Raw genomic sequence first — 12,110 nt, forward strand, 5'->3', positions numbered from 1 at the left:
GCTCACAGCTTCCGTGCCTGACCTCCAGTTTCCCACCCGGCTTGAATGCGCGGCGCGCCGGTAGATTAGGCTGGTAGGCGATGATGACACGTAGAGACGCCGCCATTGCGTTGGATATCCCCCTAGAAATGGCCAAGAAGCACGGCATCCCCTCGAAGATGAGCGAAGCCGAGTTCCGCGAGCTGAATTCAAATCCGCCGGCATGGCTGGCCCAGTCCCGCGCCAACCGGACCGGCAAGCGCCCGGTCTGGGTGCATCTGGTCTGCGAAGTATGCGGCACCGAGGACTACGAACGACCAAAGAAATGGTGGCCGACCTTTGACTTCGTGCACTGCTCTCATCACTCCCCCGCCCAGCTGCCGAAACTGGAAGCCGGCCGGACACGGGTCGAGTACCCGGATATCTCCGCGCGCATGTACGGCATCGTCGACGAGGACTAGCAACCGCTTGCAGGGCCCGTGACCCTTGGCGGTTAATCCAACGTCGAGAAAACCCTGCGGCGCCTGACGTCCCGAGGGACGGCAGCCACCGCAGGGTTTTTTCGCTTCGCTCCTGGCTCCATCCGGTCAGCGCGTGCGATCAGGCCTGACGGCTTTCCATGTACTTGAGGATTTCCACCTGGACGTCCAACATGTCCTGGTTCGTGAAGTCCAGGACCACGGCGTCTCCGGCCATGGCCCCAATACCGGTTGCTCCGATGCTCAGGTTCCCCTTGACCAACTGCGGGCCGCTCAGGCTTGGCGGACCGTCAAGGTCCAGGGATTCCTTCTTGTTGAGCAGGAAAGCTCCGACCTCCTCGGTCTGAGGCGTGCTGAACGCCATTCCCATTGACTCGAGGGACTCATATTCGAACGCGTCATCTTCCCATTGGAAGGTAAACCCCACCGTCGCATGCTTCGCCAGGTCTGTCGACTGCTTCGCGGCAGCCTCCGTAATCCAGATGCAGCTCACGTCCGTTTCCCCAGGGTTATCCGAATAGGTGGTCACGGTTTCGTCGGCAAACACCAAACCGTCAAACAGGCCGCCGCTGAGCTCTGCAACTTCTGCACAACTGGGAAAGGGTAACTTGCCGCCGGAGGTGGCGATGGGCGGATCGGCCGGCGGGGCCGCTTCGGCGCCAGCCGCCGCTTCGCCCGACGACGGCGTAGGGTCGGCGCTCTTGCACGCGCTCAGGGATACTCCCAGCAACAGGGCGGCGGAGACGGACAGCAATTTTCGTGCTCGCATAAAACCTTCCAATACATAGTCGGTACATCATGTGGCATCTGCCTGCATCGCCCTGGAAAAATAGATCCCCACCTGAGGCGACATGGGCAACAAGCTATCATCAAGCGCTTGACGCTGCGAGCATATGCGGCAGATTTCCTCGCCAAGGCATTGGATTTCCATTTCGGCGCCGCCGATGCTATATGCGGCGGAGAAGCAACGCCCGAATCACACAAACGCCCCTCGACCTTCCTGCAGTCCATGCGCCGTACGTCAAGGGGCCGGGTCGCTTCAAACCCCAGCGCGGCGGCTACTTCCAGCCGATGTCCTTGACGACCTTCGTAATGTTGGTCATCACATGCTCGGTGGAGCAGCGGACCGACTCCCAGGTGAACACGGGTCGGGCTGATGCGGAGGCTGTGCGGCAGAGTCACGGCGGCGCGAAGCGTCGTCGTGGGGGCCGCGCGAAGCTCGATACCGACTTCGGAGAGGCCACGCTCGCGGCGCTTCGCACTCGTGCGAAGCGGCTCGGGCTGGCTCCGAGCACGTGGGTGCGGGCCGTCGTCCGAGATGCCCTCCACGCCTCTCGGAGCGAGGAGCTGGGCGCCGCCGTGGCCGCGCACCTGCTCGGCGTCGAGGCGCGCGCAGGTGTCGGCGGATGCGCGCGAGCTGGCCGCGCAGATCCGCCCGCTGGCGATCAACGTCAACGACCTGGACCACCGAGCACGTGCCGGTGAGGCGGTGGCGCTGTCGTCGGAGGTGCCCGAGCTGATCGAGCTGCTGCGCGAGGTCCGCGCCCTGCTCGGTGATCGGACGGCCTCGTGAGCACGACGCACTACAGCCCGAGCGCCAGCGCCGCCGACACGGAGCGCTATATCCGGGGCAAGGAGGACGAGCGGGGCGTCGCGATCACGTGCGATGTGCCGGGAGGCCCCGGCGCGTTCTCGGCGCGCGCTCGGGCGCTCACGCAGAACACGACGCGCGAGGTCGAGGCGCTGCACTACCGCCAGTCGTTCAGCGACGAGGAGTTCGACCCGAAGAACCCCGAACACGTGCAGCGGGTGAACGACCTGGGCTACCAGCTCGCCAAGAAGATGCACCCGGATTCCGACTGCCTCGTCGTCAGTCATGTGGATGGGCGGGGAAAGAAGCCGCACAACCATATTTTGGTTCTCAATCACAACAACCGCACGGGAAAGGCGCTCTCGGACTATCGCACGTTCCACGACCGCAAGGCCGGGAATCAGAAGGGCGTGCAGTCGGCGAACGACGAGCTGATGCGCGAGCACGGGCTCTCGGTCGTGAAGCGGCTGGAGCACGCGCCGAAGGACTGGGAGCTGCGCCGCGAAGACTTCGCCGAGGGGTCGCGCGACCGCGAGATGGGCGACCGGATGAGTGCGGCGCTGGCCGATCCCCGCGCGGTGGACAAGGCCGGTCTGGTCTCGGTGATCGAGGAGCAGAACCAGCAGCTCGGTGATGACGGGGTTCGGGTGCCACGGATGCGGCTGCACAGCCCCGTCAGCAAGAAGGGCAAACGCGCCGGGCAGGAGACCTGGACGCTCTACATCGAGGACCGCCGCGGCGAGTCCGGGCGTGCCGAGCGCCGCAAGCGCACGAGCGCACTCTCGGCGGACTTCACCCCGGAGGGCGCGCAGGCGTTCTTCGACTACCACCAGCAGCAGAAGGAGCAGGAACATGAGCGCAGCACTCGACAGGCTGAAGCAGCAGAACGGGCCCGTGCAGTCGCCGCAACCGCTCGGCAGTCCGGAGACGATGGAGCTGTTGACCTCGATCCTCGCCGCCGTCGAGGCGCAGAATACGAGGATCGCCACGCTGACCGAGCAGCAGAAGAAGCTCGCGGGGTTCGTGAAGGTGGACAGCGAGGAGCAGGAGAAGCAGCTCTCCGCGATCTCGCATCAGCTGACCTCAACGTCGCCGCCGCCGGAGTCGAACGAGAACAGCGAACTGTTCGCCGGAATCGCGTCCACTCTCGCGGGTATGAGCGTGAACCTCAACGGGGAGAGTCTGAAGGGCTCAGCCTCTAAGTCCGAGGCTGCCGCCAAGCATCTCGATGAGAGCCGGGCTAAGTTCGAGCGGGCCGCGAACGGTGCGCAGAAGGCCTGGCGGGAGTCGATCACCCAAGCCAGCACCGAGGCGACGAGCGCGATCAGCACGGCCCGGGATCAGGCTGTGCAGTCGATCGAGAGGGCCGCTGCCGACGCCGGGGCCGTGGCAACAGCCAAGATTGACGCCGCGAACGAGCGGGCCGAAAAGATCATCGTCACAACGGCGAAGCTGGAGGCCCGTCAGCTTTGGTTGGTCGCCGCGTCGATGTGCCTCGCGCTGCTGCCGGTCGCAGTGATCGTCGCGGGTGTTTGGATGGCCGTCGCCGGGCTTATCACGGGCGCTCAGTGGGCCCTCGATGTGGACGGGAGCGTGTGGCTCGGGATCGGTCGCTGGCTCGTGGTCTCCATGGGCCTCGCCGGGGCCGGCTACGGACTCTTCGCGTCCGTCCGCTGGGTCGCCGGTCTCGTGGAGACCTGGAAGGGCCGCGGGATGCCGAGGTGGCCCCGTTGGCGGTGATGGCTGGATCCGATCGAGCTACCGGTTCCGATCAGCAGTCGAAGGATTTTCGCAGCAGCCAGTCCTGCGGCCTCGGTGCCGCCGCCGTAGCCTGACGAGCATCCTGGCCGTGACGGCCATCGCGACGGCGATCCCGGCACCGATGATCCAGGGATTGCCGAGGAGCCCTCCGACGCCTGCGAGTGCTCCGCCCGCCGCGATGAGCGGCAGGCCGTAGCAGAGCAGCAACGGAAGCGCGCAGCATGCCAGTAGGAGCAGCCCGGTCCCTGCGGCGACGATGGGACCGGCGCGCCGTTCGTCGCGGTCGTGATCGGCGCTCATCGTCTGCACCTCTTCCGGATGAGATCTCCCCGATTGCATGCGTTGCCGTTCATGCGCAGCACGAGAGCAGTGACGGGTCGGTGGTGAAGGACTTCGCGGCGATCCGGATGCCTTCGGTCATGGTCAGGTAGGGGGCCCAGGCGTCGGCGACTTCGGCGATGGTCTTGCCGAGCACGTGGACGCCTGCGGCGGCGAGTTCCCCGGCGTCCTTGGCGACGGCGGTGAGGCCGAGGATCTCGCTCGTATCGGCGTTCACGACGATCTTGATGAACCCGCGGGTGTCGCGGTTGATCACCGCCCGGGGCACATACTCCAGGGGCAGCACGCGGCAGTCGCAGCGGATCCCCGCGGCGACGACCTCCTTCTCGGTCATCCCGACCGCGCCGATCGCCGGTCCGGTGAACGTCACCCGCGGCAGATGGGAGTAGTCGACGGACCGGTCGGCGTCGGCGAACGCGTTCTCGGCGACGAGGGTGCCGTGGTGGGCCGCGACGTAGACGAACTCCGGGTGCCCGGTCACGTCGCCCGCGGCCCAGATCCGCGGGTTCGACGACTGCAGATGGTCGGAGACGACCACCTCGCCGGAGTCCCCGGTCTTCACCCCGACCGCATCGAGGTTCAAGCCGTCGGTGACGGGACGGCGTCCGAGGGCGACGAGCACCTGGTCGGCGCGGAACTCCTGCGAGCCGCCGGACACGTCCGCGGTAACCACGACCTGCCCGGTCGCCGCGTCCCGGGACACCCGGGTCGGCACCGCGCGGCGGACCACCCGGATGCCCTCGTCGGCGAACACCTCCTGCAGTGTCCGGGACACCTCCGGCTCCTCCTTCGTCGCGAGCCGGGACCGCACCAGCACGGTGACCTGGGAGCCGAGGCGGGCGAACAGCTGCGCCTGCTCCAGGGCGACGTAGCCGCCGCCGAGCACCAGCATCGACTCGGGGACCTCGGTCAGGTCCATCGCCGTGGTCGAGGTCAGGTACCCGGCCTCGTCCAGGCCGTCGATCGGCGGAGCCCACGGCCGCGCACCGGTGGCGACCAGGTAGTGCTCGGCCTCGATCGTCTCGACCGCTCCGTCTGCGGCGGTGACCTCCAACACCGGCGCGTCCGGGGTGCCCGCGAACCCGGCGTCTCCCCGCCGGACGTGCCACCCGTATGAATCGGCGACGTCGGCGTACTTCTCGCCCCGCATCGTCTCGACCAACGCCTGCTTCCCGGCGATCAGCGCGGGCATGTCCACTGGGCCTGCCGTCGTCGCGATCCCCGGGAACCGGTCGGCGGCGTCGGCGGCGACGTGCCGTGCATCGGCGGCGGAGATGAGGGCCTTCGACGGCACGCAGCCCGTGTTCACGCAGGTGCCGCCGAGCGTGCCACGCTCGATCATCACCACCGACTTCCCGAGCATGGTCGCGCGAATCGCGGCGGCGAACGCTCCGCCGCCCGATCCGATGATGGCGAGATCGTACTTCGTAGGCATCGCTGCTCCCGTCAAGGCTTGGACTTCTGTTCCGTTTCAGCCATACTGGACCTTCCAGTGCAGGGGAAGGTCAAGCGTGGCCCCTGCCGAATGATCGGAGGCCGCAATGCGCATCGGAGAACTCGCCGAACGCGCGGGCACCACCTCGAAGACGCTCCGGTTCTACGAAGAGCAGGGACTGCTGCCCCCGGCCGACCGGACGCCATCCGGGTACCGCGACTACGCGCCCGACGCCGTAGCCCGGATCGACTTCGTTCACCGTGGCCAGGCCGCAGGCCTCACCCTCGCCCAGATCCGCCAAATCCTCGACATCCGCGACAGCGGCCACGCGCCCTGCGAGCACGTGCGAGACCTCCTCGACGCGCGCCTGGCCGAGATCGAGCAGCAGATCGCCCAGCTCACCGCCCTGCACGGCACCATCGCCGACCTCCGGCACGACGCCGCGCACCCGGACCCCGACACATGCAGCCCAGACCAGGTCTGCCGGTACCTGTAGAGGGACGCGGACCGAGAAAACGAGAGCCATAACACGAACATGCGCTAGCGCATGTCGATCACACCGGTGCCGACTTCAAGTGTGGTTGTCGAGGCGGCCATGGCCGCCAGCAGAGGGAACGGTGCGGAAAGCGAACGGTCGAAGTGGTGCACCCGCAGCCAGGCTCCGTCGAAGCCGCTGCGTTCGGCGGCCTGCGCTAGATCCACCATCTGCCTCACCGCGGCGGCGCCCGTGGGAACCGCGGAGTTTGCAGTGCCCGACCAGTGGCCGAAGGTCAGGAAACCAATTTTCTTTGGCATGTCATCTCCGTTTGAACAAAGTCGGTGGTCTTTTCACCTACCAGACACAATAGTAATTGACGCGTCAATATTCCTGTTATGAGTACGCTCACAACATGCCCCTGTCCGCAGGCCGATCCCCCTAGGAGGCCCTTGCATTCGCCCGTTGCAGTGCCAATAATTGCGAGCAACTAGCCGAACCGAGGAAAAGCGGCGCAATGAATGCACTTGTCCATGAGACCATCACGCTGAGCAGGCGCATCCCCTTTCCCTGCGCCGAGGTCTGGGATGCCTATGCCGACCCCGCGCGCCGCTGCGTGTGGGGCGTACCGGCAGGGGAAGGCATCGAGTACGCCGCCGAGCACTTCCGCGAAGGCGGACGTGAGAGCTACCGCTGCGGCCCGCTGGGTTCCCTAGATTTCCTCGTCGAGGCGCAGTACCTCCGCGTGGTCGAGCAGCAGCTGATCGTCTATGCGGAAACCGTATGGACCAACGAGACACCGCTGTCCTCCGCACTGGTCTCCTGGATCTTGGAGCCGTTGGGCGGCGCGACGCAGGTGGCTGTCACCAGCCAGGTGACCTCTTTCGTCGGAGCGGGCATGATCGAGGGCAGCCGTTCCGGTCACCGCATCGTGCTGGCGCAGCTCGGCAGGTTCCTTGCCGACGCTGCCGCTGACGCTCCGGACCCGGGCGGCATGGAAGGACCCGGGGGCTACGGCGAGCGCTAGTTAGGATCAGAAACCCTGATCATGCCGTGCGCCCCCTTCTCGCCGTCCGACATGTAGTGCGTGACGAACGGGTAGTTCCCGGCCTCGGGCAGCGCCAGCTCCACGAATCCTCCCTGCGCGGGGGCCAAGGCCAGGGATTGGGAACCCCCGCCGGTTCGATCGCGGGCGTCCAGCTGGTAGGCACCTTCGAAGTACACCGTGTCGAACTGGCCGCCGATCACGTGGAAGCTGCTGGGCCTGTTGGGGCCCGCGACGAGTACCCAGATGCGGATGCGTTCACCGGTGGCAACCTGCAGCGGGTCGAAGGAGTATTGATTTGCATAGCCGTTGAACACCACCAGGTCGGGGTTCCCTCCTGCAGTCTTGTCCACGTCCACCGGTTGCCCTTCCGCGCCGAGGTAGTACTCGGACTGCACCATCACATACGACTTGTCCACCGCGGGCAGGTCCTCGGGTTCGATGATGACCGCTCCGTACATGCCGTTGGCGATGTGTGAGCTCATGGGTGCGGTGGCGCAGTGGTACATCCAGATCCCTGACTTGGTGGCGGTGAACGTGTAGGTCAGTTCCTCGCCAGGGGCGATGGTTCGCATCGGTTTGTCCGGGGCCAGGGACCCGGCGTGGAAGTCGATGGAGTGGCCCATGGTGCCGTCGTTGTAGAGCGCGATTTCGAATTTGTCGCCGATCCGTCCGTGCAGGACCGGACCCGGGGCGGTGCCGTTGAAGGTCCACAGGTTCTGTGTGAACCCCGGCGACACTTCGGCCTGCAGCTCGCTGACCGTGAAGCGTTGCTTGTGCAGCGCCGGCTTGCCGGTGTCCGCAGGCAGTGGATCCAGTACCGGGTTGCGTGCGGTGAATCCGTCCGCGGGCTGGGCCTGCAGGTCGGGTCCCGCGGCCGCGGGCGGCTGGCCAGCATCCTGCAGGTGTCCGTGGAACGTCTCTGGTGCCGTGTCGCCGGGTGCGGCGGCGGCGCCGGTCACCACGATCCGCATCACCATGCCCATCTGCTTGTGCCCGACGATGGAGCACCAGCCCTCCATGTCTGCGGTGATGACCCCGGCGTCCACGGTGGCGCTCTGGCCCGGTGCCAGGCGCCCGGAGTCGCTCCCGTTGGCCAGCACCAGGTCGTGGACCTGCGTGGCATCGGTGTTGGCCAATTCGATGACCAGCCGTGTTCCTGCTTCCACCTCGATGGTGGAGGGTGTGAACCGCATGTCCTTGGCGGTCATCTGCACGGTCTTGACCGGTGCGTTTGCAGGGTCGACCGGCTGCTGCGCGGTGGAAGCGGCCGGCGGGCGGATCCCGGCGGCCGCGGGATCCAGTGCTACGCCGACGGCGATCACCAGCACAACCGACATAAGACCTGCGGCCGCCTGGCCCAGGCGTTGGCCGGGCGGGCGGGCGCCTTCGGGTTCCACCGGGCCGCGCTCGCGGGCCCTCGGCTGGCCTGCGGATTCCGCGGCTTCTTTCTTGGCCAAGCGATGGGCCTTCAAGGCGGTGAAGAGCAAGGGGATGAAGCTGCCCATGGCGCCGAGGTAAAGCACCGAGCACAGCACACGCACCAGCGAGGAGATCGGCAGGGCGCAGGCCAGCAACGCTGCGTTGGCCATGCTCACCCGCCAGGCGGCTCCACGGTCGAAGGCCGTGGCCGCCGCGCGGACCGGGCGCGGCCCGCCGCCCAGCGCCACGGGCACCAGATAGGACAGCGCGCCCAGCAGGATCTGCGCGGCGAAGCCTGCGGCCAGGTACGGCACGATGGTGTCGAAGTGCCGGCCCATCTGCGTCCAGTCGCCGCTGGCAGCCAGGGCGTAGAGCGTCCACACCAGGGTGCCCGTCCACCAGCAGACCGCGGACAGGACCGACAAGGTGGCGAAGCTGCGCGGCGGCTTGGCCCTGGCGGCATGGATGAAAGGCGAGGCCGTCATTCCCAGCCCTGCCAGATAGCCGAGCACACCCAGGGCTGCCACCAGCAGCAGCCCCGCGGCCGCCCCGCCCGCGGCCACCAGCACCGAGGCTGCGAGTACCGGCAGCGCCCGGCGCAGGCGCACCGCGGCATGGGGGGCGATGCGGGTGCGCAGCATCGTGGGCCACAGCGTGATCAGGGTTCCGGCGACGGTCAGCCCGACCCAGCCCAGCAGGTTCACCAGTGCATGGGCCAAGGTCAGCCGCTCATGCAGCGGAGAAGCGAGCCCGGCGGAAATCCAGGTTCCCAGCCCGGCGCCGATCGGCAGGAAGCAGGCGGCGGCGATGTAGTAGCGCACGCTCGCGGCATAGGGCGAGGGCAGCGCGCCGCGCAGGCTACGGTACAGCCAGGCTCCGTGCCATGCCGCGGCCACGGCAACCAGCAGCGCACCGGCCAGCGTCAACGGCCACAGTTCGGCAAGCACCCCGGCAACCACCACGGCGGCGCCGCCGTTCATCAGCCCCAGGCGCAGCGACTGCCGGCGGCGTTCCTGGACGGTCACCACGCGTTTGAGCAGCGCGGTGGCGAAGTACTGCGACCAGACCAGAATGGCGTGGGACAGCGCGCCGAGCAGCAGCAGGTGGATCAGCAGCCAGCGGGGCGCCGGCAGCTGGCGGTGGACCAGCGCGACGACAACCACCAGGATCAGCCACAGCGCCGTGGGCAGGTCGCGCAGAGGCCAGAAACCCCGGCCGGGGACCTTCGCTGCGGCGGGCCCGGTGCTCAACGGCAGGTTCATTTAACGGATTCCTTCCCGGAGGTAGGTGCGGACGTGAGCGCCAGCAACGCGCTGGCGAGGGCCACGAACACGAAAAGCAGCAGCGCGACGACGTTGAGAACACCACCGACCTGCCATGCCAGCTGCCCACCCAACCCGTTGCCGAGCCACAGGCGGATCACCAAGCCGGCATGCATGAGGATCACCGGCGGCCACATGGCCTGGCGGTAGGGAAGGTCGATGGCCAGTACGGCCGGCAGGATCGTGGGCGCATGGGCCATGATCATGGACATCACGAAGCCCAGGAAAACCGCGTGCACCGCAGTATCATAGGCGCCGGAGCCGGCCGGGTACCCCAGCATCCAGACGACGCCGGCAACCAGCAGCCAGAAGTAGCCGGCCAGCAGGCAGGCCGCCATGTAGCGCGGCGCGCCCTTCAACTTGACGGTGCGCCGCGCGACGTCGTTGACCGCCAGCCAGAGCACCAGTGCGCACAGCACCAGGCCGAAGAGCACGGTCCCGGCTTGGACGAACAGCGTGGACGCCGCGGCGGACATGAGCAGCGCAACGTTGAGGACCACCGCCAGGGCTTGCGAGCGCGAGGTCAACTGGATGCGGGCCAGCTCAACCCGTTCCCCGGCGATGGTCATCACCAGGAACGCGGCCAGCCACGGCAGCAGCAAGGAGATCTCCACTCCGCCGGCGTACAGCACGGTGGCGCCCAGCCCGGCGCAGGCGCCGAGCATCTGGATCAGCACCGCGTCGGCACGCTGCCTGCGCCACAACGGGTAGTAGGTGGCCAGCAGGGTGGCCATGCCCAGGATCAGCAGCGTTCCGGTCAGCGCCCGGGGCGCGGCGAACAGCTGGCTGCCACCGCCTAGCGCCAGCAGGACGGGCGCCGCGTAGCCCGCGGCCCGCCCCCAGGCCACCGCTCGCTCCAAGGCAATCAGCGCTCCGACAAACCCGAAGACCATGGCCAGCGAATGCGCCGGCCCCCACGCGGCAATCTGCACCGGGGCGGGTACATCCAGCAGGATCAGCGCCGCATCCAGCCCGGCCAGCAGGCACAGGCCAGCCGGGAGCATCAGGGCCAGGCGCCACCGTCCCCGGCGTTTGGGCCTGGACGGCGCAGCATAGGAGGCCGGGCTCATCGTTGCCCCTCGCGCTGTGGCGATAATTCAAGGCGGCAGCCGTGCTCCAGCGCGAACGGCAGGATCCGGCTTCCTGCAGGATCCCGTCCGTGGGACTGCAAGATCCCCCGCACGATCCCCAGATGCACGTTGCAGATGACCTGCGGGTTCTCCCGGGCCGCGCTGAGCAGCGGGCAGGAGAGCAGCGACACGCTGTGGTCGGCTTCGAGGCGGGGCGCAAAACCGAGCGCAGCCAGCGAGTCGATAACGGCGCCATGGGCATCGCCTTCCCGGGCGGCTTCTGGCAGCGTTGCGCCCCAGCGCTGGCCGGCCTCGATGCCGGCCCGGGCCGGGTTGTCGCTGAGCAGCGCCACCTGGTCGGCCAGTACGTTGGCCAGCGCGGCGAACGGCGAGGGGGTTGGCGCCGCGGCCCGCCAGATCCAAGCTGGCCGCCCGCGGCCGGCGGCGGGCGCGGACTCCCGCTGCACGTACCCGTCGGCAAGCAGCGCGTCCAGATGGCTCCGGACAGTGTTCTCATGCAGGCCCATGAACTCGGCCACCTGAGGCAGGCTCAGGCCCTCGCTCCGCATTTCGACCAGCGACAGTATCCGCTCGCGGGTCGACGAGTGAACGCGCCCTCCTCCGCTGCGCCGGGGCGCTCCGCCATCCGGTCCTTTGCCCATGATTCCGCGCCTCCTTGGAGCCAGCTCTTTCCCGCCCCGCTATTTTCTACTAAGTTAAGTGTAATAAAATAAATCGAACCGCACCACGCGGACCGGCATGCGCCCCACGCGACGACGCCGGACCAGGGCAAGGGAGCAGATCATGACAGAACGCATCGAGATTTCCGGCAGCAGGGAAGAAGCCCTGAAGCAGCAGGCACCGGGCGGCTGCGCCTGCGGCGGGCATGACGAGGACCTCCCCCAGCTCGATGTCCAGGCGATCCCCCATGCGGTCCGCCACGCGGCCATCTTCGGCGCGCTGGATTCATTGCGGCCCGGCGCAGGCCTGGTGCTGTCGGCCACGCATAATCCGCTGCCGCTGCTGGCCCAGCTGCGGCAGCGCGATGCGACGGTCTTCGAGGTCAGCTACCTCGAAGAAGGCCCGCAGCGGTGGAAGCTCAAGTTCGTGCGCAGCTAGCCGGTCGAAACAGCGATGGCCCCGGCCTGCGCGAAACCCGTTGAGGTTTCGCGCAGGCCGGGGCCATCGCTCG

13 protein-coding genes and 1 pseudogene are annotated in these 12,110 nt (G+C 67.6%); 7 read left to right on the forward strand and 7 right to left on the reverse strand.

Annotation, left to right across the window (positions count from 1 at the left end; translation table 11 throughout):
* Positions 1 to 80: 80 nt before the first annotated feature.
* The gene (locus tag C1H84_RS02825; protein WP_047119516.1) at positions 81 to 440 is read left to right on the forward strand and encodes a hypothetical protein; all 360 of its coding nucleotides are present in this window, start codon (positions 81 to 83) and stop codon (positions 438 to 440) included.
* A gap of 139 nt (positions 441 to 579) precedes the next feature.
* Here the strand turns inward: C1H84_RS02825 and C1H84_RS02830 are convergent, their stop codons facing one another.
* On the reverse strand, positions 580 to 1,227 hold the full coding sequence (locus C1H84_RS02830) for a hypothetical protein (protein WP_047119517.1): 648 nt from the start codon (positions 1,225 to 1,227) through the stop codon (positions 580 to 582).
* 627 nt (positions 1,228 to 1,854) lie between these two features.
* On the opposite strand from C1H84_RS02830, the gene C1H84_RS18745 reads away from it, so the two are divergent.
* The 3 genes and pseudogenes from C1H84_RS18745 to C1H84_RS02845 all read left to right on the forward strand — a co-directional run bounded on the left by C1H84_RS18745 (position 1,855) and on the right by C1H84_RS02845 (position 3,789).
* On the forward strand, positions 1,855 to 2,031 hold the full coding sequence (locus tag C1H84_RS18745) for a hypothetical protein (protein ID WP_237562138.1): 177 nt from the start codon (positions 1,855 to 1,857) through the stop codon (positions 2,029 to 2,031).
* 95 nt (positions 2,032 to 2,126) lie between these two features.
* A pseudogene (locus tag C1H84_RS18690) lies at positions 2,127 to 2,489 on the forward strand (relaxase/mobilization nuclease domain-containing protein); the annotation flags it as partial.
* 412 nt (positions 2,490 to 2,901) lie between these two features.
* Entirely contained in the window at positions 2,902 to 3,789 is an 888-nt protein-coding gene (locus tag C1H84_RS02845) for a hypothetical protein (RefSeq protein ID WP_425323555.1), read from the forward strand.
* An 18-nt stretch (positions 3,790 to 3,807) separates the two neighbouring features.
* Here the strand turns inward: C1H84_RS02845 and C1H84_RS02850 are convergent, their stop codons facing one another.
* Positions 3,808 to 4,110, reverse strand: a complete 303-nt coding sequence (locus C1H84_RS02850; protein ID WP_220124869.1) for a hypothetical protein — start codon at positions 4,108 to 4,110, stop codon at positions 3,808 to 3,810.
* A 49-nt stretch (positions 4,111 to 4,159) separates the two neighbouring features.
* Positions 4,160 to 5,584 (reverse strand): mercury(II) reductase, encoded by a 1,425-nt coding sequence (gene merA / locus C1H84_RS02855; RefSeq protein ID WP_113606474.1) that lies wholly within the window; start codon positions 5,582 to 5,584, stop codon positions 4,160 to 4,162.
* A gap of 106 nt (positions 5,585 to 5,690) precedes the next feature.
* Between merA and C1H84_RS02860 the strand changes: the two genes are divergently transcribed.
* Positions 5,691 to 6,080 (forward strand): heavy metal-responsive transcriptional regulator, encoded by a 390-nt coding sequence (locus tag C1H84_RS02860; RefSeq protein WP_042529932.1) that lies wholly within the window; start codon positions 5,691 to 5,693, stop codon positions 6,078 to 6,080.
* A gap of 44 nt (positions 6,081 to 6,124) precedes the next feature.
* Here C1H84_RS02860 and C1H84_RS02865 read toward each other — a convergent pair whose 3' ends face one another.
* Positions 6,125 to 6,379 (reverse strand): LLM class flavin-dependent oxidoreductase, encoded by a 255-nt coding sequence (locus C1H84_RS02865; RefSeq protein WP_229777206.1) that lies wholly within the window; start codon positions 6,377 to 6,379, stop codon positions 6,125 to 6,127.
* 197 nt (positions 6,380 to 6,576) lie between these two features.
* Between C1H84_RS02865 and C1H84_RS02870 the strand changes: the two genes are divergently transcribed.
* On the forward strand, positions 6,577 to 7,086 hold the full coding sequence (locus tag C1H84_RS02870; RefSeq protein WP_052772410.1) for an SRPBCC domain-containing protein: 510 nt from the start codon (positions 6,577 to 6,579) through the stop codon (positions 7,084 to 7,086).
* Here the strand turns inward: C1H84_RS02870 and C1H84_RS02875 are convergent.
* From C1H84_RS02875 to C1H84_RS02885, 3 genes are read right to left on the reverse strand one after another with little or no spacing between them, the layout of a single operon-like run.
* On the reverse strand, positions 7,083 to 9,788 hold the full coding sequence (locus C1H84_RS02875) for a multicopper oxidase domain-containing protein (RefSeq protein ID WP_113606475.1): 2,706 nt from the start codon (positions 9,786 to 9,788) through the stop codon (positions 7,083 to 7,085). The two genes, C1H84_RS02870 and C1H84_RS02875, sit on opposite strands and share 4 nt — an antisense overlap.
* Positions 9,785 to 10,918 carry a hypothetical protein gene (locus C1H84_RS02880; RefSeq protein WP_113606476.1) on the reverse strand — a complete coding sequence of 378 codons (1,134 nt, stop codon included), beginning with the start codon at positions 10,916 to 10,918 and terminating at the stop codon, positions 9,785 to 9,787. Before C1H84_RS02880 ends, C1H84_RS02875 begins: the two co-directional genes overlap by 4 nt.
* Positions 10,915 to 11,580 (reverse strand): helix-turn-helix transcriptional regulator, encoded by a 666-nt coding sequence (locus tag C1H84_RS02885; RefSeq protein ID WP_113606477.1) that lies wholly within the window; start codon positions 11,578 to 11,580, stop codon positions 10,915 to 10,917. Before C1H84_RS02885 ends, C1H84_RS02880 begins: the two co-directional genes overlap by 4 nt.
* A 142-nt stretch (positions 11,581 to 11,722) precedes the next feature.
* Between C1H84_RS02885 and C1H84_RS02890 the strand changes: the two genes are divergently transcribed.
* Positions 11,723 to 12,037, forward strand: coding sequence for a DUF2249 domain-containing protein (locus tag C1H84_RS02890; protein WP_113606478.1), 315 nt, complete (start codon positions 11,723 to 11,725; stop codon positions 12,035 to 12,037).
* Positions 12,038 to 12,110 lie beyond the last annotated feature (73 nt).

The organism is Glutamicibacter soli (assembly GCF_003309065.1).
Lineage (GTDB): Bacteria > Actinomycetota > Actinomycetes > Actinomycetales > Micrococcaceae > Glutamicibacter > Glutamicibacter soli.